General features: G+C 73.5%; 17 protein-coding genes. 2 read left to right on the plus strand and 15 right to left on the minus strand.

Going from position 1 to position 22,191, the window contains the following annotated elements; all coding sequences use genetic code 11:
* Positions 1-322: 322 nt before the first annotated feature.
* From LRS74_RS07845 to LRS74_RS07880, 8 genes are all read right to left on the minus strand, one after another.
* Complete coding sequence (locus tag LRS74_RS07845; RefSeq protein ID WP_277740330.1) at positions 323-2,038, minus strand: hypothetical protein; 1,716 nt, start codon at positions 2,036-2,038, stop codon at positions 323-325.
* Positions 2,035-4,578: a hypothetical protein gene (locus tag LRS74_RS07850; RefSeq protein ID WP_277740331.1), complete on the minus strand. Its 2,544-nt coding sequence runs from the start codon at positions 4,576-4,578 to the stop codon at positions 2,035-2,037. The genes LRS74_RS07845 and LRS74_RS07850 overlap by 4 nt, the downstream gene beginning before the upstream one ends.
* On the minus strand, positions 4,575-5,771 hold the full coding sequence (locus tag LRS74_RS07855) for a hypothetical protein (protein ID WP_277740332.1): 1,197 nt from the start codon (positions 5,769-5,771) through the stop codon (positions 4,575-4,577). Before LRS74_RS07855 ends, LRS74_RS07850 begins: the two co-directional genes overlap by 4 nt.
* Before the next feature lie 191 nt (positions 5,772-5,962).
* Entirely contained in the window at positions 5,963-6,670 is a 708-nt protein-coding gene (locus LRS74_RS07860; protein WP_277740333.1) for a Crp/Fnr family transcriptional regulator, read from the minus strand.
* Positions 6,671-7,244: 574 nt separating this feature from the next.
* On the minus strand, positions 7,245-9,809 hold the full coding sequence (locus LRS74_RS07865) for a polynucleotide kinase-phosphatase (RefSeq protein ID WP_277740334.1): 2,565 nt from the start codon (positions 9,807-9,809) through the stop codon (positions 7,245-7,247).
* A complete protein-coding gene (locus LRS74_RS07870; protein WP_277740335.1) occupies positions 9,806-11,443 on the minus strand; it encodes a 3' terminal RNA ribose 2'-O-methyltransferase Hen1 in 1,638 nt (545 codons plus the stop codon). The genes LRS74_RS07865 and LRS74_RS07870 overlap by 4 nt, the downstream gene beginning before the upstream one ends.
* A gap of 192 nt (positions 11,444-11,635) precedes the next feature.
* A complete protein-coding gene (mmuM, locus tag LRS74_RS07875; protein WP_277740336.1) occupies positions 11,636-12,562 on the minus strand; it encodes a homocysteine S-methyltransferase in 927 nt (308 codons plus the stop codon).
* A 175-nt stretch (positions 12,563-12,737) separates the two neighbouring features.
* Positions 12,738-13,661, minus strand: coding sequence for an LLM class F420-dependent oxidoreductase (locus LRS74_RS07880; protein WP_277740337.1), 924 nt, complete (start codon positions 13,659-13,661; stop codon positions 12,738-12,740).
* Between the two features lie 254 nt (positions 13,662-13,915).
* Here LRS74_RS07880 and LRS74_RS07885 point away from each other — a divergent pair, with 254 nt between their 5' ends.
* Positions 13,916-14,194, plus strand: a complete 279-nt coding sequence (locus LRS74_RS07885; protein WP_277745047.1) for a hypothetical protein — start codon at positions 13,916-13,918, stop codon at positions 14,192-14,194.
* Positions 14,195-14,316: 122 nt separating this feature from the next.
* On the opposite strand, the gene LRS74_RS07890 is transcribed toward LRS74_RS07885, so the two are convergent.
* The 4 genes from LRS74_RS07890 to LRS74_RS07905 all read right to left on the minus strand — a co-directional run bounded on the left by LRS74_RS07890 (position 14,317) and on the right by LRS74_RS07905 (position 17,087).
* Positions 14,317-14,802 carry a DUF6099 family protein gene (locus LRS74_RS07890; RefSeq protein WP_277740338.1) on the minus strand — a complete coding sequence of 162 codons (486 nt, stop codon included), beginning with the start codon at positions 14,800-14,802 and terminating at the stop codon, positions 14,317-14,319.
* 132 nt (positions 14,803-14,934) lie between these two features.
* Complete coding sequence (locus tag LRS74_RS07895; RefSeq protein WP_277744647.1) at positions 14,935-15,273, minus strand: nucleotide pyrophosphohydrolase; 339 nt, start codon at positions 15,271-15,273, stop codon at positions 14,935-14,937.
* A 191-nt stretch (positions 15,274-15,464) separates the two neighbouring features.
* Complete coding sequence (locus LRS74_RS07900; RefSeq protein ID WP_277740339.1) at positions 15,465-16,583, minus strand: ATP-binding protein; 1,119 nt, start codon at positions 16,581-16,583, stop codon at positions 15,465-15,467.
* 99 nt (positions 16,584-16,682) lie between these two features.
* On the minus strand, positions 16,683-17,087 hold the full coding sequence (locus tag LRS74_RS07905) for a cell division protein SepF (RefSeq protein ID WP_277740340.1): 405 nt from the start codon (positions 17,085-17,087) through the stop codon (positions 16,683-16,685).
* Between the two features lie 161 nt (positions 17,088-17,248).
* On the opposite strand from LRS74_RS07905, the gene LRS74_RS07910 reads away from it, so the two are divergent.
* Positions 17,249-17,770, plus strand: a complete 522-nt coding sequence (locus LRS74_RS07910; protein WP_277740341.1) for a DUF402 domain-containing protein — start codon at positions 17,249-17,251, stop codon at positions 17,768-17,770.
* A gap of 40 nt (positions 17,771-17,810) precedes the next feature.
* On the opposite strand, the gene LRS74_RS07915 is transcribed toward LRS74_RS07910, so the two are convergent.
* Genes LRS74_RS07915 through LRS74_RS07925 form a run of 3 tightly spaced genes read right to left on the minus strand, consistent with a single transcriptional unit; the run spans position 17,811 to position 21,719 of the window.
* The gene (locus LRS74_RS07915; RefSeq protein ID WP_277740342.1) at positions 17,811-19,877 is read right to left on the minus strand and encodes an iron ABC transporter permease; all 2,067 of its coding nucleotides are present in this window, start codon (positions 19,875-19,877) and stop codon (positions 17,811-17,813) included.
* 4 nt (positions 19,878-19,881) lie between these two features.
* A complete protein-coding gene (locus tag LRS74_RS07920) occupies positions 19,882-20,862 on the minus strand; it encodes an iron-siderophore ABC transporter substrate-binding protein (RefSeq protein WP_277740343.1) in 981 nt (326 codons plus the stop codon).
* A complete protein-coding gene (locus LRS74_RS07925) occupies positions 20,859-21,719 on the minus strand; it encodes an ABC transporter ATP-binding protein (protein WP_277740344.1) in 861 nt (286 codons plus the stop codon). Before LRS74_RS07925 ends, LRS74_RS07920 begins: the two co-directional genes overlap by 4 nt.
* Positions 21,720-22,191: the final 472 nt, after the last annotated feature.

Here is a 22,191-nt window from a genome sequence, read left to right on the forward strand (position 1 = left end):
TCCCGGATGCCCCGGCCGGGCCGGCGCCCGCGGCGGGCGGGTCTGCCGAGAGTCCGGGGACGCGTGCGCTGGTGCGGGCCGCGCGGGGGTTCGCGGAGCGAAAGGGGCGACGTGACGGTGGGAGGAGTGACGGTGGGAGGCGTGCCAGTGGGAGGCGTGCCGGAGGTCGAGTCGACGCTGGGGCTGGTGCCGGGGCTGGGGCCCAGGCAGGGGCCGGGGCCGGCGAGGCGCTTGGGCTCGGGCGGCGGCTCGGCGCCGCCGGTGGTGGTGCGCGGCGGCACGGCCTCGAACGGGCCCCGCCGCGGCGGCGACCCGGACCCGGTCATTCGTCGCCCCAGTCGAGCTTGTCGCTCCAACGGCGCGGCGACCGGTCGCGCTCGGGAGGCAGCGGCTCGTCCCAACGGTCCCCGTCCCAGCGGCCCTCGTCGCCACGACCCCGGTCCCGACGGTCGTCCCGGCCGTCGTCCCAGCGGTCGCTCACCCGGTCCTCCGGGGCGTCGTCGCGGGCGGAGCGGGGCGGGCGGCGGCGGTGGTCGTCGCGCTCCGCCGCCCGCTGGACGCGGGTGGGCTCGTAGACCCGGTCCCCGCCGCCCCGCCCGCCGGGCCGGTCCCAACCGCCTCGCTCGGTCCGGAGGTACCGGTCGTCCGCGTGCTCCCCGTGGCCCCCGTCCGCGCGGTGGCCGTGGTCCCAGTCCGCGCGGTGGCCGCCGTACTCCCCGTCCCGGCCCGGTCCGTGCCCGTACTCCCCCTCGCGCTCCCACTCCCGGCTCGACCGGTCCGCCCCCTGCGACCCGTCCGCCCGATCCGACGGGTCTCGTCGATCTGTTCGGTCCGGTCGGTCCGCGGAGGGGCCTCGCCCGGCGTCGTACGGGGGCTCCGCGTCATGCCCGAAGTCCCGCGCCCCGTCCCGGCCGGGTGCCGAGTCCCGCGGGGCGTCGGGCTCCGGCGACCGCTCGGCGTGGCTCCATTCCAGCTGGCGTCGGGCCCGGGCCCGGTCCTCGCCGGAGGCCGCGGGGTGCCGCGGCAGACCGAAGACGGTCTCGGCGGCGCGGCCCATGGTGCCGCGGGTGGTGGAACGCAGGAAGTCGATGGCGGCGAGGGTCTGGTCGTTGAGGTCCTGGCGCTCGATGAGCCCACCGTCGACGAAGCGGAACACGGTCTCGATGGACAGCTCGCGCTCCTCCCGCCGCTCCCGGAGGATCGCCTGGTGGATGTCCCACGCCCGGGCCTTGTCGCGGGCCATGAACCAGGCGATCCGATCGTCGTCGCCGCCGCGGAGCACCTCCTGCAGCTCGGCGGCCCGCATCCGGTTGAGCTCCTGCTCGCGAGCCTCGCGCTCACGCTCCAGCTCGTGCTGGGCACGCTCCACCTCGCGGACGTGCTCGACGTCGGTGCGCTCGCGCTGGGCGCTGATGCCGCGACTGCTGAGGTCGATCCGTACGAAGACCTGGGTCTCCAGGCCCAGATCGTCGCCGAGCACGAGCGCGCCGCGCTCCAGCAGCTCCGACTCCACCGCCGCGTCGGCCCGTTCGGCCTCGCTGATGCGGTAGCGCCGGGTGATGCCGCGTAGGGCCCGCAGCAGCACCGGGGAGAGGTGCTCGGCCAGGTTCCACACCCCGGCGACGGCGGCGGCGCGCGCGTCCACCACCCGCCATCGCACCTCGACCTCGGCGCGGAAGAACTCGGCGTCGCCGGCGGCCGGCAGCTCCGTGCGGAACTGGGTGAGGTGCCAGCCGGTGTGCACCTCGATCACCGTGAACGGCCCTTTGATGAGCGGCTTGTTGACGTCCTCACGACGGTCGGGCCACACCACGCTGTAGCCGCCGTTCTCGTACATGAGGACCGCCGCGACCTGGCCGCTGGGCCGCCGGTAGCGGCCCACGGGGACGTACTCGCGCACCAGCGGTCCGAGGACGGGAGCCCGCTCGCCGGAGGCGCCGGGGCCCGCCGGCGACGGCCGTCCGGGGCGTTCCAGGCGCTCCGGCCGCTCCCACGGCCGAGCCGATGTCCACGGCTCGGCCGGCTTCTGGTCGTTCATCTGTGCCCTTCCCTCTCGTGCCACCCCTCGTACGGCGTCTCGGCCGGGTCGGGCGCGGGGCCGCGCACGGGACCGCGCGGACCGGAGTCGCGCGCCGGGCCGCGTCGGAGCGCGCCACCCGGCTGGTACGCCACGGCCAGGTCGGGTCCGCTCGCCGGTCCGTCCGGCAGCAGCGCCTGCCGCATCCGCTCCGCGGCCCGCGCGTTCAGCGGCTCGTCGATGTCGCGGGCCAGCCGGGCGATGAGCAGCAGCAGCCGCTCACGGTCGCGCTCCTGGCTGACCAGCCGGGGCAGGAAGCCGCACAGCGACGTCAGTTGTCGCTCGTCGCGGGCCGCGCGACGCATCCAGCCGGCCATCGCCTCCAGCGCGGCCGCGCCCGAGCGCGCCGTGGTCAGCGCGCACCACACCAGGTCCGAGAGCCAGCGGGTGTGCTCCGGGCGGGCCTCGACCAGCGCGGCGACCAGCGGCCAGGAGGCGTACGGCTCCAGCTCCGGGGTGTCCCGCAGGCCCCACAGGTGCGAGGTGCGGGTGGTGACCGCGCGCAGCACCGTCAGCAGCGCGAGGTTCTGCCGGTCCTGCCGCCGGTCGCGGTACCAGCTGGCCAGCCGCTGCAGCACGGCCTCCGGCTCCGGGCCCGCCAGCAGCCGCACCACGCTGTAGGAGGCGATCTCCGCGGACTCCCCGCCGTCCCGGCAGCCGATCCGGCCGAGCTGGTCCAGGGAGGCGGAGACCGAGCCCGCCGCCAGGCCGTAGCCGTGGGCCAGCGCGGCCGTCTCGCACGCCTCCTGGTCGTCGCCGCGGGCCCAGTCGCGCAGCAGCCCGCGGACGGCGGGGCGCACGGCCTCGTCGCGTGAGGCCTCGGCGAGGGCGGTGGCGGCGGCCATCCGTTGGACCGGGCTGTCCGCGCGGGCGAGCGGCAGCAGCAGCTCGGAGAAGCCGTAGAGGTAGTCCCAGGAGCACAGCACACCGGCGGCGATGGCGGCGCGCACCCACACCTGGGGGCGCGGGTCGTCGCACAGTGTGCGCAGCCAGCGGGACATCGGACCGCGCACGTTGTGGTAGCCGTCCCACGCCTCGTACAGCACCGCCGTGGCCAACCGCTGCCCCTGGAAGCGGACCACACGGACCGGGATGGTGGCCTCACCCAGGTCCTCCTCGCCCGCGCCGGGGACCGCGCGAGCGGCGGCCAGCCGGGCCCCGGTGTGCGCGGTGAACAGCGAGCGCCCCAACGCGTACTGCGGGTCGAGCGTGACCGCCAGCTCCCAGCTCAGCAACTCGCCGGCCTCGGCGGCCAGGCTGTACGCGGAGCCGTTGAAGACGGCCAGCGCGATGCGCAGGGCGGCGCCGCGCAGCGCGGGCAGCGCGCCCGGCAGGGTGCCGGGGCGGTCGGCGCCGGCGAACCACTCCTGGGCCTGGCGCGGGGCGAACCACCGGCACTCGCGCAGCAGTTCCGCGTCGGAGAGGCCGCCGGTGGCGTGTCCCGTGAGGTGGCCGGCGAGCCGGGCCGCCTCACCGGGCCGCAGCTCGTCCAGGCCGAGCGCCTCCCGCACGTCCGCGCGGGCGGCGTTGGCGCGGGCCAGCAGCAGCGTCTGGCCGGGGGCCTCGGCGAGCAGCGAGGTCAGATGGCGGTTGAGGACCTCGTCGGCGGGCGGCGGGGCGCACACCAGGCCGTAGCGGCCGCGCACCAGCACATCGGCGAGGTCGCCGGCACCGACCAGGATGACGCCGTACGCCCCGCGCTCGGCCAGCGCGGCGCTCAGCCGGTCCAGGTGCAGCTCGGTGAGCCGGCGGGGCCCGGGCGCGGCGCCCGACCCCCGGTCGCGGTCCCGGTGACCGCGCTCCTCGGGCGGCTCGCCCCCGTAGCCGCCGTCGTAGGTGTCGCCGTCGGGGAGTTCCAGGAGATAGCCGCGCCCCTCTTCGAACCTGCTCGTGTCGACCCTGCCGAGTGCGGTGTGCGGGTCCAGCCGCGAGACCTCGCCGCCGGTCACCTGGGCGAGCAGCGCGAGGGCGGTGGAGGCGCGACCGGTGCCGTGCTCGCCGCAGAGCGCCAGCAGATGGGTGAGCTCGAGGCGGCGTCGCATCGCCTCGTAGCCGGGCACCGGGCAGTAGACACGCCGCAGGTGGTCCAGCCGCTCGCGCGGGACCGGTCCGTCGACGAACACCTCCTCGGGGCCGTGCAGCACCTGGGTGTGGAAGAAGGTGTTGCCCTCGTAGATCTGGTTGTCGCCCTCGACGTGGAAGTTGGCGCGCGCCTCGCGAGCGGTGCGGGCGCCACCGTCCGCGCCCGCACCGCCCAGCGGGCTGCCCTTGGGGGCGCCGAGCCGCCGTGGCTGCTCCCGGTCCCGCTCCTCGCCGTCCGGCTTCGCCTCGCGCTGCCGGCCGTCGCGGTCCCGGCCCTCGCCGTCCTGCCGCCGGCCGTCGGCCTGCCGGTCCTCGCCCTTGCCGCCGTCGGCGCCCCGGCCCTCGGACTGGGCGCCGTCCGCGGCCGGACCGCCCGGCTCCCCGGCCGACCCGGCGCTGTCGTCGTCCACTGCGCTCATCGCCCGCCGTCCCCTTCGCCGCCCCGTCGCCCCCGGAAGCCCCGGCGGCGCTTGTCCCCCCGGCCGCCCTTGCGGATGCCGGTGAAATCGCCGTGGATGGTGTTGCCCTGGAAGATCTGGCTGTCGCCGCCGATGTACTCGAAGTGGTACGTGGCTCCCTCCGACTCGGCCTCCACCACGGGCTCCCCGGAACCGGAACCGGACCCGTGCCCGTGCCCGGCGTCGGAACCGGACGCCTGCCCGGCGTCGGAGCCGGGCGGTCGGCCGGAGCCTGCGGCGGTCGGTCGCGCCGGGTCGGAACCGGGCCGCTGCCCGCGGTCGGAAGCGGGCTGTCCGGAGGTGCGTCCGGACGGTTGCCCGCCCGCCGCCGCGGCCGGCTGCCCGGAGTCGGAGGCGGAGTCGGAGCTCGACGGCCGACCGGACTCGGAACCGGGCGGCCCGCCGGAGTCGGAGGTGGACGGCCCCCCGGAGTCGGAGGTGGGCGGCGGGCACCCCCCCTGTCGCACCCCGCCGCCCCACCCCGGTGCCGGGCCTCCGGCCATGGGCACCCCCGCGACCCACGGCGGAGCCCCCTCGGCGGCGCCGGACTCACCGGACGCCGGGGCGTCCGGTGGCTCCAGCACCTCGTCCGGCAGCGGTGGCGCCGCCAGGCGGGGCATGTAGTACCAGGCGCCCCGCGCCTCGCGGTAGTGCTCGGGCTCGATGAAGCGCCCGCCCTCCGCCACCACCTCGCGGAAGAACTCTGCAGAGACCACACACAGCAACGGCGCCTCCGGCGCGTGCGACAGGGTGTGCTCGGCCACCTCGCCGTCGCACAGCCGACAGGCGAGCTCCACCGCGCTTCCGGCGAGCCGGTCGCCGCGCCGCGCCACCGGGCCCCGGTGCAGCGCGATCCGCAGCCGCAGCGGCACCGCGCGCTCCGCGTTGTCCTGGCGCAGCCGCTGGTGGACCTCCTCCAACCACTCCCCCGCCAGCAGCGCGGCCGGCAGCTCGGCCGGCGGCGACGCCACCAGACCGCCGGGGCGGTCCATCAGCAGGAGGCCGCTCCCACGCACCCCGATCCGGGCGAACGCGCCGTCCACGACGTCGTACACCGTCTCGTGCGCGCGCAACTCGGCCCGGGCACACGCGGTTCGGGGCCCGCACACACCGGCGCTCACCACGAGCCGGAGTTGGGTCTCCGTGTCGCCCACGCGCGCCTCCCGTCCACCGCGGCACTCCTGTCGGACTCCACCAGGATTGCCGTGACGGGCGGGACGGGCTGTAGCCGTTTACACAGTGGGGCGGATTCGTCTGCCCTGCGCGCGGGGGCGTACGCGCAGGGCGGTGCGGCATCGGTCGTACGGGAGGGGAGGGACGGTACGTGTCGGGGCGGCGGGTGCGGTCACCCGAGGCCGCTGTCCTCACCCGCGCCACGGCCCTCTGCGAGCAGTCGCAGCAGACCCAGGTCCAGCACCTCGAACCGGCGCGGTCCGGTCCGTACGACGCCCTGGCTGCGCAGCAGCTTCAGCGCCTTGGCCACCGCCTCCCGGCCGGTGCCCACCGCGGCGGCCAGCTCGTGCTGGGGCAGCGGCAGATCGACCCGGATGGCGTCGCCGTCGGGACGACCGGTGCGCTCGGCTATCTCGATCAGCCGGGCCGCGAGGCGCTGGATCACCCGCTCGGAGGCGAGCGACCGCCGCTCGCCGTCCGAACTCCGCAGCCGGGAGCTGAACTGACGCATGATCAGCATGGTGGCGATGGGCCGGTCCGCCAGGTACTTGCGGAACTTGTCGCCGGAGACGACCACCGCGTGGACGTCGCCGAGCGCGGCGACGGTGGCGCTGCGCGGGCGGTGGTCGATGGCGGCCTGGTCGCCGACCACCTCGCCGGCGCCGCGCAGGGCGAGTATCAGCCGGATGCCGCGCTCGGTGCCGACCGAGACCTTGGCCCAGCCGGAGATGATCGCCACCACGAAGGAGGTGGCGTCGTTCTCGCGCAGCACCACGGCACCGCGCCGATAGGTCTTGGGCCCGCCGAGTGCCAGCAGCGCACGGCGATCGTCGGTGGAGAGTGCGGACAGGAAGGGCCTGCCGTCCTCGAACAGACTCATTCGCCCTCCCCGCTCGGGCCTCCGGCTGTCCTGTGCACGGAGAGAAGCCCTCGCTTCGGGTCGTTTTCGGTCACATCCAGTAGAGATACAGACGCTGTGCCTTCTGAAAGCGTTGCGACCCGATTGAGTGACAGAACGCTAGAGAGATGGTCCAACCCCGTCAATGGTCTTGGGGCGATTACCCCGGAGCCGACCGCGGGTACCGCCCCCGCCCTAGGTGACGACCTGACGGTCAGTTATGGCCTGAACGATGCTTGTGCGTGCCGACCCGATGGCGGCCGAGGAGCCCGCCGCAGGTGGCGGGCGCCGGGAGTCGAGCCCGGGCGGAGGAGCCCGCTCCGGCACGATCCGGCACGGTCCGGCCCCGGCGAGAGGTCGAGCACGAGGCGAACCGAACACGAGCCATGGCGAACGGGCGTTACTCCGAACGCGCGTCACGCGAACGCGCGTGAAGCCGCTCTCACGTCACACCGCACGCGCGTCACGTCGAAGCCGTCGCCCGGGGAGAGCCCCGGGCGACGGCATGCGACGGCACAACGACGGCACGCCACGGCCCGCCACGGCCGCCCGCCCGCTACAGCCGTGGGTCGACCGGCTCCGACTCCAGCGCGAGCACCGCGAACACCGCCTCGTGCACCCGCCACAGCGGTTCGCCGTCCGCCAGGCGGTCGAGCGCCTCCAGACCCAGCGCGTACTCGCGCAGCGCCAGGGACCGCTTGTGGCCGAGGTGGCGCACCCGCAGTCGTTCCAGGTTGTCGGGGCGGGTGTACTCCGGGCCGTAGATGATCCGCAGGTACTCACGGCCGCGGCACTTGACGCCCGGCTGCACGAGCCCGCCGTCGGGCCTGCGGACGAAGCCCTCCAGCGGCTTGACGACCATGCCCTCGCCGCCGGCCTCGGTCAGCTCCAGCCACCAGCGCACGCCGGCCGCCACCGACGCCTCGTCCTCGGTGTCCACGTACAGCCGACCGGTGCGCCGCAGCAGCCCGCTGGCGTCCTGCTCGACCAGCCGGTCCAGCCAGCCGAGTTGGGTGTCGTGGCCGACAGTGGCGAGGGTGCGGCCCCGCGCGGCGAGCAGTTGGAAGGGGGCGAGCCGCACCCCTTCCAGGCCGTCGACCGGCCAGCAGTAGCGGCGGTACGCCTCGGTGAACGCGGCCGCGTCGGCCGCCCGCTCGCGCTGCCGGGCCAGCAGCCCGTCGTCCCCGCCGACACCCGCCACCCCGCGGGCGGCCGTCGCCTCCAGCGCGGCCAGGGCGCCGGGGAAGACGGCGCCGGAGGCGGCGCCGACCGCCGCGTACTGCCTGCGCAGCAGCCCGGCCGACTTCAGCGACCAGGGCAGCAGCTCGGCGTCGAGCAGCAGCCAGTCGGTGTCCAGCTCCTGCCACAGCCCCGCGGCGGTGATCGCGTCGCGGACCCGGGCCAGCAGCCGCTCGGTGACGGCGGAGTCGTCGAAGAAGGGGCGACCGGTGCGGGTGTACAGGGCGCCGGTCACCTCCGTCGAGACGCCGAAGCGCTCCCGCGCGGCCGCCGCGTCGCGGCAGACCAGGGCCACCGCCCGCGACCCCATGTGCTTCTCCTCGCACACCACCTGGCGCACGCCGTCCGCGCGGTAGGCGGCGAAGGCCTCGGTCGGGTGCTCCAGATAGCCCTCCTCGTGCGAGGTCGCGCAGGGCGCCATGGTCGGCGGAAGGTAGGCCAGCAGCCGTGGGTCGACGGCGAAGCGGCTCATCACCTCCAGCGCGGCCGCGGCGCTCTCCTCCTTCACCGCGATCCGCCCCAGCCGGCGGGTCTCCACGCCGCGCCGTCCGACGACGTCGGCCAGGTCCAACGGCCGACCGTCGGCTCCTCCGGGCGCTTCCGGACGCAGCGGCTTGACCGGTTCGTACCAGACCCGCTCCGCGGGCACGTCCACCAGCTCACGCTCGGGCCAGCGCAGTGCGGTCAACCGGCCGCCGAAGACGCAACCGGTGTCCAGGCAGATGGTGTTGTTCAGCCAGGAGGCGGTGGGTGTCGGGGTGTGGCCGTAGACGACGGCGGCGCGGCCGCGGTAGTCCTCGGCCCACGGGTAGCGCACCGGCAGCCCGAACTCGTCGGTCTCGCCGGTCGTGTCGCCGTACAGGGCGTGCGCCCGAACCCGGCCGGAGGTGCGGCCGTGGTACTTCTCCGGCAGCCCGGCGTGGCTGACCACCAGCGCGCCGCCGTCCAGCACGTAGTGGCTGACCAGGCCGTCCAGGAAGGTGCGCACCCGGTCCCGGAACCCCGGGTCCCGCTCGCCCTCCCGCTCCAACTGCTCGACGGTCTCGGCGAGGCCGTGGGCGATCCGCACCTTGCGCCCGGCCAGCCAGTGGCCCAGCTTGTTCTCGTGGTTGCCGGGGACGCACAGGGCGGTACCGGCGGCCACCATGTCCATGACGCGGCGCAGCACGCCGGGGCTGTCCGGACCGCGGTCGACCAGGTCGCCGACGAAGACGGCGGTACGGCCTTCGGGGTGTGCCCCGTCGACATAGCCGAGCTTGGCCAGCAGCGCGTCCAGCTCCGCGCGGCAGCCGTGGATGTCACCGATGATGTCGAACGGTCCGGTGAGGTGGCGCAGGTCGTTGAAGCGCCGCTCCAGCGATATCTCGGCGCCCTCGATCTCCGCCACGCCGCGCAGGTGGTGCACCTTGCGGAATCCCTCGCGCTCCAGGTGGCGCAGCGAACGGCGCAGTTCCCGCTGGTGGCGCTGGATGACCCGGCGCGGCAGCCCGGCGCGGTCGGCGCGCCCGGCGTTGCGTTCGGCGCAGACCGCCTCGGGCACGTCGAGGACGATGGCGATGGGCAGCACGTCGTACTCCCGGGCCAGCCGGACCAGTTGTCTGCGGGACTCCGCCTGCACGTTGGTCGCGTCGACCACGGTCAGCCGGCCGGCGGCCAGCCGCTTGCCGGCGATGTAGTGCAGCAGGTCGAAGGCGTCGCCGCTGGCGCTCTGGTCGTTCTCGTCGTCGGCGACCAGGCCGCGGCAGAAGTCCGAGGAGATCACCTCGGTGGGCTTGAAGTGCCGGCGGGCGAAGGTCGACTTACCGGATCCGGTGGAGCCGATCAGGACCACCAGGGACAGGTCGGTGACGGCGAGCGTGCGCCGAGTGGTTTCGGTGGTCATGCCACGCCCTTCGTGGTCTCGCTGCGGTCGTGTGTGGTCTTGCTGCCGTCGTGCGGGGTCTCGCTGCGGTCGTGCGCGGGCCCACTGCCGTCGAGCGCGGTCGCGGTCTCACTGCCTTCGCGCGTGGTCTCGCTGCCGTCGTGTGTGGTCTTGCTGCCGTCGTGCGCGGTCTCACTGCCTTCGCGCGTGGTCTCGCTGCCGTCGCGCCTGCTGAACAGGGCCAGCTGGGTCGGCGGCCCCACCTCGGGGTCGTCCGGCCCGACCGGCCGGAACTCCACCCGGTATCCGTACCGCTCCGCGACGGTGTCGGCCCAGGCGCGGAACTCCTGTCTGGTCCACTCGAAGCGGTGGTCGGCGTGGCGGACGTGGCCCGCGGGCAGCGTCTCCCAGCGCACGTTGTACTCGACGTTGGGCGTGGTCACGACGACCGTGGTGGGCCGCGCCGCGCCGAACACCGCGTACTCCAGGGCGTTCAGCCGATCCAGGTCGACGTGCTCCACGACCTCGCTGAGCACGGCGGCGTCATACCCGGCGAGGCGGGTGTCGGTGTACGCCAGCGAGCCCTGCAACAGCCGGACCCGTGCCGCCTGCCGCTCGGGCATCCGGTCCAGGCGCAGCCGCCGGGCGGCGATGTGCAGGGCGCGCATCGACACGTCGACGCCGACCACCTCGGTGAACCGCACGTCCTTGAGCAGCTCGGCCACCAGCTGACCCTGGCCGCAGCCCAGGTCGAGCACCCGCGCCGCCCCGGTCGCGCGCAGCGCGTCGAGGATCGCCTCGCGGCGCCGTACCGCCAGCGGCACCGGGCGCTCCTCGGTGTCCGAACTCTCGTCGACCGCGTTGTCCAGCTCCTCGGCCTCGATGCCGTCGGCCTCGGCGAGTCGGGCGAGCTCCAGCCGGTCCAGCGCGTCGCGGGTCAGCGCGGCACGACGGGCCAGATAGCGGCTGGTGATCAGCCGCTGCTCGGGGTGGCGCTCCAGCCAACCCTCCCCGGTCCGCAGCAGCTTGTCCACCTCGTCGGGCGCCACCCAGTAGTGCTTGGCGTCGTCCAGCACGGGCAGCAGCACGTAGAGGTGGCGCAGCGCGTCGGCCAGCCGCTGCTCGCCGTCGAGCACCAGCCGCACATACCGCGAGTCGCCCCACTCCGGGAACCGCTCGTCCAGCGGCACCGGCTCCGCCGTCACGCTCCAGCCCAGCGGTTCGAAGAGCCGCACGACCAGCTCCGCCCCGCCCCGCACGGGCAGCGCCGGCACCTCCACCCGCAGCGGCAGCGCCCGCCCGGGCAGCTCCGGCCGCGCCGCGCACCGCCCCTTGAGCGCGCTGGAGAACACCGCGCTCAACGCCACCGCCAGCAGCGACGAGGCCGCGTACGGCCGGTCGTTGACGTAACCCGCCAGCGCCTGGTGAGCGGCGCCCGCCGCCTTCCCCCGCCCCCGGCGCACCAGCGCCACGGGGTCGACCTCCAGCAGCAGCGCGACCGTGCACCGCGCCTCGGTCGCCTCGGGGTAGAACACATGGGCCGTGCCGTGCGAGGTGGAGAACCGCTGTGCCTTGTCGGGGTGCTTGTGCAGCAGGAAGCCCAGGTCGGTAGCCGGGCGCCCGGCGTCGCCGGTGGTGGTTATCGTCAGGAACACACGCCCGAGTATCGCCGTCGGGCCGGTATCACTCCCAGTGGTTTTCCTCCCGTCGTTCCGAAGCGCCGGCCTCCGGCGCCTCCCCCGTACGCGCTCAGTCCTCCTCGATCTCCAGGGCGGCGGCGAGCTGCGCCCTCGAGGGCGTCGCCCGCGGAAGACGTCGACCTGGTCGGGTCTCCAGGGCGGGAGCCCCTACGCGGCCTCCAAGGCGGTGGCGAGCTCCGCGATGCGGTCCGGCCCGACCCGGCAGCAGCCGCCGATGAGCCGGGCCCCCGCCGCGCGCCAGGCCGCGACCCGTTGCGCCCCGAACGTGGCCCGCCCGCGCCAGCGGCGCGCCGCCGCGTCCCACTCCTCACCGCTGTTCGGATAGACGACCACCGGCTTGCCGGTGGTCTGGGAGGCGATCGCCACCGCGCGGTCCGCGTCGCCCGGTTCGCAGCAGTTCACCCCGACGGCGATCACCTGGTCGTCGCCGGCCGCCAGGGCGAAGGCGTCGGCCAACGGCTGCCCGGCCCGGGTGGTCTCCCCCGCGATGCTGTACGAGAGCCACACCGGCACCCCGCAGCCGGCCACCGCCCGCAGCAGCGCCTCGGCCTCGTCGACGTCCGGCACCGTCTCCAGAGCCAGCACGTCCGGGGCGCTCGCGGCCAGCGTCTCGATCCGCGGCCGGTGGAACCGCTCCAGCTCGGCCACGCTCAGCCCGTACCGGCCCCGGTACTCGCTGCCGTCGGCCAGCATCGCCCCGAACGGGCCGACCGAGGCGGCCACCCAGACCTCGCGGTCCGCCCCCGTCTCCGCCCCCGCCGCCGCCCGTCGCGCCAGCTCCACGCTGCGCCGCAGCAGGCCCTCCGCCGCCCGGCGGTCCAGCCCCCGCCGGGCGAAGCCCTCGAAGGTGGCCTGATAGCTGGAGGTGATGAGCACCCGCGCGCCCGCGCGCACATACGCGGCGTGCGCCGTCTCGATCTGCCGCGGCTCGTCGGCGAGCAGCCGGGCCGACCACAGCGCGTCGGACAGGTCGCAGCCCTGGGCCTCCAACTGGTTGGACAGACCGCCGTCGAGGACAAGCGGCCCGCGCTCCAGCGCGAGTGAGAGCGGCGTGGTGGGGACGGAAGCGGACATCGCGGCGTGCTCCTTGCTCCTTGTTTCGTGATTACGCTCGGCTTGCTTCGTCACTACTCCCGGCTTGCTTCGTGACTACTCCCCGGCTCGTGCGTGTTCCGGGCCCGTACGCGCTCCTTCCTCTCGTACGTGCTCCCTGCTGGTGCGCACCCGACCGGTCCGGGCCGGCCCAGGGCTAGCCCAACTGGGACTGCACGTGGGAGGAGATGAGCTCCAGGTGGTCGAGGTCGTGCAGGTCCAGGATCTGGAGGTAGATCCTGGAGGAGCCGATCTCGGCGTAGCGGCCGATCTTGTCGACCACCTCGGACGGGGAGCCGGCCAGCCCGTTGGTCTTCAGCTCGTCGACCTCCCGACCGATCGCCGCCGCCCGCCGGGCGACCTCGGCGTCGTCCTTGCCGACGCAGGCGACGAGGGCGTTGGAGTACACCAGGTCGCTCGCCGCGCGACCGGCGGCCACGGCTGCCTCACGCACCCGGTCGAACTGCCGTCGGCTGTCCTCCAGATTGCCGAAGGGCATGTTGAACTCGTCGGCGTAGGCGGCGGCGATCCGCGGGGTGCGGGTGGCGCCCATCCCGCCCACGAGCACCGGGATCTTGGACTGCGCCGGCTTGGGCAGCGCGGGCGAGTCGGTGAGCTGGTAGAAGTCCCCGGCGTAGCTGAACTTCTCGCCCACCGGGGTCTGCCACAACCCGGTGACGATCGCGAGCTGCTCCTCCAGCCGCGCGAGCTTCTCCTTCGGGAACGGGATGCCGTACGCCGTGTGCTCCGCCTCGAACCATCCCGCGCCCAGCCCGAACTCCACTCGGCCGCCGGACATCTGGTCGACCTGTGCCACCTGGATGGCCAGCACGCCGGGCAGCCGGAAGGTCCCCGCGGTCATCAGGGTGCCCAGCCGGATCCGACGGGTCTCCCGCGCCAGGCCGGCCAGGGTGATCCAGGCGTCCGTCGGCCCGGGCAGCCCGTCCACGTCACCCATGTGCAGGTAGTGGTCGGAGCGGAAGAAGGCGTCGAAGCCGAGATCCTCGGTGGCCTTGGCGACGGAGAGCAGGGTGTCGTAGCTCGCCCCCTGCTGGGGCTCGGTGAAGATGCGCAGATCCATGCCCCCATCCTGCACGCTCAGACGTCCGTCAACCTCTCACCCGTCACACCCGTGCCAGCCGTCACGGTCGGGTGAATCTTCCTCCTTTCGCACCGCAGACGTGTCCCGCGCCAGTGACCGGGGATGTCACTGATCGTTGCCCCTGCGGAGCCGGACCCGCCGGCCCGCGCGCCGGCGGCCGCTGCCGGACGCGACGACCGCAGCACCGTCCCCCGCGTCCTCCGCACGAGAGGGCCAGGGCCGAGGAGGCCGCCATGTCCCACGAAGCCGCTCCCGAGCCGCAGTCCGCCATCCCGGCACCCATCGCCCGGGTATCCGGCCCGGTATCCGGCTCGGCCCCCACTCCGGCTGTCGCCCCCGCGCACACTCCCACCGGCCCCGTGCACACCGGCTCCGCGCACACTCCCAAGGGCCTGATCGAGCAGATGGAGCAGTTGCTGGCCGCGCTCAACGCCGACCTGTCCCGCTTCGACGCCGAACTCCAGTCCTCCGCCGACCGTTCCCCCGCGGACGGCGGCGGCCACCCGGCCTGATTCGACCTACCTGAGCGACCTGGCCGACCTGATCGACCTGGACCTGATCGATCCGACAGATCCCACTGAACTGACGGATCCAACGGCACATGGGCGCATAGATACGCAGGCACACGCGCCGCTCAGGCGGCGCCGCCGTGTTCCCACACCTCAAGCGGCCGCTCGAGGTGCCGGAGTATGCCGCGCACCCGGTCTCTGGACTCGTCGGCGGCGTCTATCGACTCCACACACTGCCAGTACAGCGCCTCCTCCTCCGTGTTGGAGGCGATGCCGACCAGTGCGATGCCCGCGTCCCCGAGCAACTCGCCCAGCGCCAGCAGCACTCTTCTGACATCCCTCACCTCGGTCAGCTGAACGGCCCGCATGCCCCCGTTGCGCACGGCCGGGTGATGCAGGGCGGGGTGGTGCAACGCGCCGCGCGCCCTGCATCCCGCCTCGCACAGGCCGCGCGCCTCCGCCCGCGCGGCCGCCGGACCGTTCACCGCGAGGTGCCCGCCGATCGCCTCCGCCAACGCGTGAACCTGCCATGCCTCGGCGACGACGTCCTGCACACTCCCGGCCTGCGCCAGGGCATGCCGAGTGGCCCCTATCAGCCGCATCGCGTCCATGCCCCGAACCCCTCTCCACGGACTGACCACACCCGTTATCCATCCACTACCCAGCGTGATGGTCAACAGCCCGAAAAGCTAGTGGAATTCAGAAATCTGTTGACAGATGTTGCGCTGTGGATAAGGTGATCACTACATAGAGTGACGACACGAGGGTTCGGACCCGCCGATGGGGAACCGCTGCTCGTTCCGATCGATTTTCGCGGCCAGCGCGGCCAACGGATCGATCTCCAACACATCGCAGAACTGCAGCAGATACGCGAGCACGTCGGCGACCTCGTCCTCCACCCGCGCGGCCGTCTTCGGATCCGCCATCACCCGCGCGGACTCCTCCGGCGTGAGCCACTGGAAGATCTCCACCAGCTCCGACGCCTCGACGCTCAACGCCGCGGCCAGGTTCTTCGGCGTGTGGTACGGCTGCCAGTCGCGGGCCGCCGCGAAGTCGCCGAGGCGGCGGCGGAGGGCGGCGATGTCGGGGGCAGACGCGGGGGCGGCGGGCGCGGCAGCGGGGGCGGGCGCCGATGTTGGCGCGGAAGCGCCAGAAGCGGAAGCGCTGGAAACGGAAGCGCCGGAATCGGCCGCGGGGTCGCCCCCCACCTCGCGAGGGTCGTCCCCGGGGTTCACATGGTTCACATGATTCGGTTTCGGGTCGTTCACGTCGTTCACCCTCCCAGGTGTACCACCGACGCGGGAGCGGCCACGTCCGTTCCCTCACCCACGACCCCCACCAGCCGGACGTGCCCCCGGGCGCACATCCGCGCGGCCACGTCCAGCAGCTCACGCGCCTGCCGCCGGTCCAGGCAGCGATCCAGCCCGTCGACGAGCACGGTCAGCGCCTGTTGGGCCGGGAGCACGTCGGCCACGGTGTCCACCTCCAGGACGTCGGGGCCGGTGAGAAGGACCAGCGCGAGGGCGATGAAGCGCAGCTCGCCGTCGCCGAGTCGCTCGACCGGCATCGCGCCGAGGGCGCCCTGCTCCAGGACGGCACGCACCGCGCCGCCGTCGAGTCGCTCGGCCACGAGATCGCCGACCGGCCCACCACAGCCGGCCCGTACCGCCGCGACCAGGGCGGCATGCCGTCGGGCGCACTCGCCGCGCGTCCGCAGCAGCACCGCCGCGAGGTTCTCGCAGCCGCTGCGCAGCCGGGCCTCGCCTCGCGGCGCGGGTAACCGCATCAGTTCCGGTCGCGGATCGCAGCTGAAGACCGAGCGCAGCGCGATGACCACCTGCTCCGCCGCCGCCAACGCGAGCAGCTGACCGGAGGTCTTGCCGGCGACGCGCAGCGGAAGCAGCGCGGTGGCCAGCCGGTCGTCGGGCAGCGGGGCGCGGGTCACGGCCACCGAGCCCGCCGTGTGCCAGGCGGCCTGGACCGTACGCCGGCGCGGGTCGCGCAGCGCCGTCTCTAGCAGCGTCTCCCCGCCGCCGGTCATCCGCTCGCCCACCACCCGCAACTCGGGCTCGGCCTGGACGGCGACGTCGAGCCGTACCGGACCGACCGGACCGTCGACCGTACAGCCGATGCGGAAGCCGCGCCGGCCTTGCGCGTCGGGGCGCGCGTGGCGCGGCACGCACCCTTCCGGATCCCGGAACACCTCGTCCAGGGACTCCCCGCCGGCCAACCGGGCCAGCGCGGCGTACGCCTCCAGCACCCCGCTCTTGCCGCTCCCGCTCGGCCCGGTGAACAGGGTCAGCGGCCCCAGCGGAAAGGCGGCGCGCGAGTGGGTCTTGAAGGCCGAGAGCCTGAGCTCGGTCACCACGGGCCGCAGTGTCGGTGTGCTCATATGCGGACGCTATATGACGGGAAATATGCCGAACCGTTCCGGCGCGGAACCCTTCCTACGATTGAGGTACGGGCGGTGACGCCAGGGCAGAACGGACGACTACTGGGGCTGGGCGGGCTTCAACGGGGCCTGGGCCACCTCGGTGCCGGCGGGGGCGAGCAGGAAGATGTTGGTGTCGACGCGGTGCATCCCGCTCCCGAGCCCGAAGACGACCCCGCTGCAGAAGTCCAGGATGCGCTTGGCCACGTCGGTGTCGGCCGCGTTCAGGTCCAGCAGGACCGGGATCTGCGCGATGAGGTACTCCGCCACCTCGCGGGCGTCCGAGAAGACCTGGACCCGGAGCACGACCAGCCGCCGCCCGTCGGCGTCGGCGTTCTCGTGCGGTGGCTCCTCTTCGGGAAGCGCCCGGTGGTTGTGCCAGGAGGGCCACTCGTTCCTGCCGCGCAACGGGACGACCTGGGCGAGCCCTTCCCACTGCTCGTCGGCCGCATTGGATATGTGCATCACCCAAGTCTAGGGACAACAGCACGGCACAGCCGCGGAGCGACACGGCGCCGCGGCTGAGGAAGTCTCAAGAAAAACAATGGACGCCCGGGGGGCGCTCATCGGAGGCTCGGTGTTCGCAAGCGCGCTCCCTTCCATCGAACACCGAGCGAGGCCTACCCATGTCCAGCGCCACCCACACCTCCCACCCGCTGACTCCTGCCGCTGAGATCACCGTGCGGCTCGTCAAGCACCCTCGTCCCGACGTCCGCTACCCCGCTCGGGTCACCGCCGACGACGGCACCCGCATCACCGTCCGAGCCCCCTGGGCCGGCGCCGCCACCCGCGACTTCGGCTTCGTCCGCTTCGAGAGCGGCGACGTCTTCACCGAGCACTACTGGCGCGACCGCTGGTACGCCGTCAAGGAGGTGCGCGCCGCCGACGGCACCCTCAAGGGCTGGTACTGCGACGTCACCCGTCCGGCTCGGGTGGAGGGCACCGACACGCTCGTCGTCGAGGACCTGGACCTCGACCTCTGGCGCTCCGCCGACGGCGCCACCATCCTCCGCCTCGACGAGGACGAGTTCCTGGAGAGCGGCCTGACGGAGCGCGACCCGGAGGCGGCCTCGCGGGCCCGCGAGGCACTGGACGAGCTGGAGCGGCTGGCTCGGGAGGATGACTTCGAGGGGATGTTGGGGCTTTAGCACGCATCCACAGCCGCTGCCGCGTAGGCCGAATCTCCCGCTACCGCCGACTGCGCACCAGCAGGTAGAGGAAGTACGGCGTGCCGATCACGGCGGTCATCAGGCCGGCGCCGAGCTGGGCCGGGGCGATCACGGTTCGGCCCACCAGGTCGGCGGTGCAGACGAGGGTGGCGCCGAGGAGCACCGCGACCGGAACCACTCGGGCGTGCGGCCGGCCCACCAGGGCCCGGGCCGCGTGCGGTGCCACGAGCCCCACGAAGCCGATCGTGCCCGCGGCGGCCACGGCGGTGCCGCTGAGCAGGACGCTCAGCGCGAGGAAGCCGAGGCGCCCCCGCGCCAGGGGGAGCCCCAGAAGCCTGGGGGTGTCCTCGTCGAGCGAGACCAGGTCGAGTTCGGTGCGCCGCAGGACCGCGACGAGGAGACCCACGGCGAGGACGATCGCGAGAGGCACCACGTCGGGGAAGGTCCGGCCGTAGGTGGAACCCGACAGCCAGGTGAGCGCCTTCGTCGCGTTGAACGGGTCGGTGAGGATGATGAGCAGGCTGATCAGGGCGCTCGCCCCGGTGGCCACGCCGAATCCGACGAGGACGAGCCGGTTCTGCTGGAAGCCGCCCCGCGCGGCGAGTCCGAAGACGAGGACGGAACTGGCCGCGGCGCCCGCGAACGCCGCACCGGCCACGCTCCACGGTCCGGCCAGCGGCACCGTCGTCACGAGGAGCACGGCGCCGAGCCCGGCCCCGCCCGAGACGCCCAGGGTGCCGGGCTCCGCGAGCGGATTGCGGGTCACGGCCTGGACGAGTGTCCCGGCCAGGGCGAGGGCCGCGCCGGCGAGGAGGGCCGCGAGGACCCGGGGCACTCGGGTGTCGAGGACGAACGTCACGGCCCGCCCCGAGCGGCCCTGGGCCCAGTTGACCACGTCGCCCAGCAACAACTTGCTGTCGCCCATCAGCACGGCGGCGATCGTCACGCCGACGAGCGCCGCCGCCAGGACGGCCGTGGTGGTCAGGAAGACGGCCCGGCTCCTGATGTGGAGCCGGTCGGGGGCGGCGGCGCCGGCACCGTCCCGAACCCGCGTGGCCATCACGATCAGGAAGACGGCGCCGACGAGGCTGGTGACGACGCCGGTCGGCACGGCGACCGCCACGTCCGCCGGCACGAGGGCGCGCAGCAGCACGTCCGAGCCGAGCACCAGCGCCGCGCCGACGAGGCCCGCGACCGGAATGCTCGCACGGGTCCGGGTGAACGCGCGGAACCTGCGGGCGAGGGGGCGGACCAGGGCGGGGGCGCACAGGCCGACGAAGCCGATGGGTCCGGCGAGGGTGACGGCGGCCGTGGAGAGCAGGGCGGCGAGCACGACCACGGTGACCCGGGTGGTGCGGACGGGGACGCCGAGGCCGCGGGCGGCGTCGTCCCCCAGAGCCAGGGCGTCGATCCGACGGGCGACGAGCAGGAATCCGAGAAGGCCGACGGCGCCGAGCGGTGCCATCTGCAACACGCCGTCGAACCCGGTCTGGGCGATGCTGCCCTGGTTCCACCGGTAGAGGCCCTCCGTCTCCCGGGGGAACAGCAGGAGCAGCCCCTCGGTGACGGCGGTGAGGCCCAGGGTGAGGGCACTGCCGGCGAGAACCAACCGGACGGTGCCCGCGCCCAGGCTGGACAGGCCGAGCACGATGCCCGCCGCCGCGAGGCCACCGACGAACGCGATGCCGGACGAGGCGAGCAGCGGGAGCGAGACGCCGGTGACGGCGGCCACCCCGAGCGCCAGGTAGGAGCCCGCGTTCACGGCGAGGGTGTCGGGCGAGGCGAGGACGTTGCGGCTGACCGCCTGGAGGGCGGCACCGGCCATCCCGAGCGCGAGCCCGACGAGCAGTCCCGCCGTCATCCTCGGCAGCCGGGAGGCGATCACGACGGACGCGTCGGCCGGGTCGGCCCGGCCGGTGAGCGCCTTCCAGACCTCGGGGGCGCCGACGGCGGCCGTGCCCTGCGTGATGTCCACGATCGCGAGGGCGGTGACCAGCAGGACCAACGTGGCCGTCACCGCGGCCGCGCCCGTCCGGGACGTGACCGTCGGCGGACGGGTGGTGCGAGCGGATGCGGTGACGGCCATGCTGTTACTTCGTCAGCGCCTCGACGACGGAGTCGATGTACTTCCCCATCGACTCGGGGCCGCCGAACATCCAGATGCCGTCGGGCAGCCGGTGGACGTTGTCCTTCTTCACGAACGGCAGCGACTTCCACACGGAGTCCTTGGCCAGGACGCCGGTGAACGGGGTGCTGTTCTTGTCCCCGTCGTTGCCGATGTAGGCGAACCGCACGTCGCCGAGCTTGGTGAGCCCCTCGACGTCGGTGGTGCCGAGCCCGTAGTTCTTGTCGCCCTTGACCGTCCAGGCGTTCTTCAGGCCGATCTTCTCGTTGACCGCGCCGATCAGCGAGCCACTGGTGAACGGCCGGATGGAGACCTGCTTGGAGACGACGTAGCCGTCGGCGAAGGCGAACTTCGCGCCGTCGAGATCGGCGTCGGCCAGGGCCTTCTTGCCCTCGACGACCTTGGCGTCGAACTGCTTCTTGACCTTCTCGGCCTGCTCCGTGGTGCCGGTGGCCTTCGCGATGAGATCGAGGTTGGTGTTCATCCGCCCGATCTGGTCGGAGGCGTCGGCGGCGCGCAGCTCCAGGACCGGGGCGACCTTGCGGAGTTGCTTCACGGCGGCCGGCGGCAGGTCGTTGGTGACGACGACGAGGTCCGGCTTCAGGGAGGCGACGGTGTCCATGCTCGGCTCACCGCGCGTGCCGATGTCCTTCGGCTCGTTCTTCAGAGGGACCGCGGTGCCCCAGGTCTTGTAGCCCTTGACGTCGGCGACGCCCGCGGGCTCGACACCCAGCGAGATGAGGTTCTCGACGACGTTCCACTCGGTCGCGACGACCTTCTTGGCCGGCCCGTCGAGCTCCACCTTGGCGCCGTTGGCGTCGGTGAGCGTGATGCGCTCGCCGCTCTTCTTCGCGTTGTCGTCGGCGGCGGGCTCGGTCGTCCCGCAGGCGGTCAGGGTGAGCGCCACGGTGGTGGCGACCGCCGCGGTCAGAAGGATGCGTCTCATGAGGGGGTGCTGAGCCTTTCGCTTCGCGTGTGGTGTCGGCCTATCGCGCGGGTGCGCAGCCGGCCGGTCAGGGGATCGGTGTCGACTTCGATGCGGATGCCGTACGTGTCGGTCAGCCGTTGTGCCGTCAGCACGTCCTCGGGGCCGCCGTCGGCGATGACCCGTCCCGCGCTGAGCAGCACGATCCGGTCGGCGATGGCCGCGGCCTGGTCGAGGTCGTGCAGCACGGCACCGACGGCGATCCCGTGGTCGTCCGCCAGATCACGCATCAGGTCGAGCAGTTCGACCTGGTACCGCAGGTCGAGGTAGGTGGTCGGCTCGTCGAGGAGCAGCACGCCGGTCTCCTGGGCGAGGCAGCCGGCGAGCCATACGCGCTGGAGCTGTCCCCCGGAGAGGTTCTCGGCGCCCCGTTCGGCGAGCTCCGCGACACCCGTCATGGCGAGCGCGCGGTCCACCGCGGCCCGTCCGTCCGGATCCGCCTTGCCCCAGCGGCCCCGGTACGGGTAGCGGCCGAACTCGACGACGTCCCGCACGGTCAGCCCGCTGGGCGTGGGGCGCCCCTGTGTCAGCAGGGCCACGCGGCGCGAGAACTCACGAGGGGACAGGGCGAGGCCGTCCGTGTCGCCGTCGATGACGAGCGTGGCGGTCCTGGGTCGTTGCAGACGCGCGATCGTGCGCAGGAGAGTCGACTTCCCGCTGCCGTTCGGCCCCACGAGGACGGTCACATCGCCAGGCCGCAGCGTCAACGCGGCGTCGTGCACGACGTCGACGCCTTCGTACGCCACGGTGACTCCCGTGGCCGACAACTGATGGCCGTGGGGACGTCTGTCCGCGGCACCTTCTTCACCTACACGCACGGCGGAAAGGTTAGCCTAACCTCACCACACAGCAAAGAGCTCTCGATCGGCCGATCACAAGGGGAGAATCAGCCAACCTTGCCCTTCGGGTCAAAGCCTGCGCGGCCCCTGAGCCGGGCCTACCTGCTGCCCCTGCTTCACCGGCTCCACGCACTCCACTCGAGGCGTCATGGAAATAGGGTGCTCTACGAGACGACCAAGGAACCCGCGGTCAAATGCACCTCAACGGTGCGAGGAGGGTCTCCGCTTCACACCAGGGAGACCTCCTCACGGTCGCGTCTTCTGCAGCCGTCACCCCAGCCCGTGGCGGCAGGGCAGCGGGGGGCTCTGCTCCAGCGAAACCCAGTAGGCGCAACCGCGCAGGACGAGGCCTCGTCCGTGTGGATGTACTGCGCCGGATCCACGGGGACGAGGACCAGCACCAGGTAGGCGGGAACCTGGCGCCTGCCGCGCAGGCGCTTGTAGCAAGCTC

The organism is Streptomyces sp. LX-29 (genome assembly GCF_029541745.1).
Lineage (GTDB): Bacteria > Actinomycetota > Actinomycetes > Streptomycetales > Streptomycetaceae > Streptomyces.

Coding starts and splice junctions, on each gene's coding strand:
- LRS74_RS07900 (WP_277740339.1), bottom strand. CDS start 16,583: ATGAGCACACCGACACTGCGGCCCGTGGTGACCGAGCTCAGGCTCTCG.
- LRS74_RS07915 (WP_277740342.1), bottom strand. CDS start 19,877: ATGGCCGTCACCGCATCCGCTCGCACCACCCGTCCGCCGACGGTCACG.
- LRS74_RS07885 (WP_277745047.1), top strand. CDS start 13,916: ATGTCCCACGAAGCCGCTCCCGAGCCGCAGTCCGCCATCCCGGCACCC.
- LRS74_RS07845 (WP_277740330.1), bottom strand. CDS start 2,038: ATGAACGACCAGAAGCCGGCCGAGCCGTGGACATCGGCTCGGCCGTGG.
- LRS74_RS07920 (WP_277740343.1), bottom strand. CDS start 20,862: ATGAGACGCATCCTTCTGACCGCGGCGGTCGCCACCACCGTGGCGCTC.
- mmuM (WP_277740336.1), bottom strand. CDS start 12,562: ATGTCCGCTTCCGTCCCCACCACGCCGCTCTCACTCGCGCTGGAGCGC.
- LRS74_RS07865 (WP_277740334.1), bottom strand. CDS start 9,809: ATGACCACCGAAACCACTCGGCGCACGCTCGCCGTCACCGACCTGTCC.
- LRS74_RS07910 (WP_277740341.1), top strand. CDS start 17,249: ATGTCCAGCGCCACCCACACCTCCCACCCGCTGACTCCTGCCGCTGAG.
- LRS74_RS07860 (WP_277740333.1), bottom strand. CDS start 6,670: ATGAGTCTGTTCGAGGACGGCAGGCCCTTCCTGTCCGCACTCTCCACC.
- LRS74_RS07850 (WP_277740331.1), bottom strand. CDS start 4,578: ATGAGCGCAGTGGACGACGACAGCGCCGGGTCGGCCGGGGAGCCGGGC.
- LRS74_RS07880 (WP_277740337.1), bottom strand. CDS start 13,661: ATGGATCTGCGCATCTTCACCGAGCCCCAGCAGGGGGCGAGCTACGAC.
- LRS74_RS07905 (WP_277740340.1), bottom strand. CDS start 17,087: ATGCACATATCCAATGCGGCCGACGAGCAGTGGGAAGGGCTCGCCCAG.
- LRS74_RS07890 (WP_277740338.1), bottom strand. CDS start 14,802: ATGGACGCGATGCGGCTGATAGGGGCCACTCGGCATGCCCTGGCGCAG.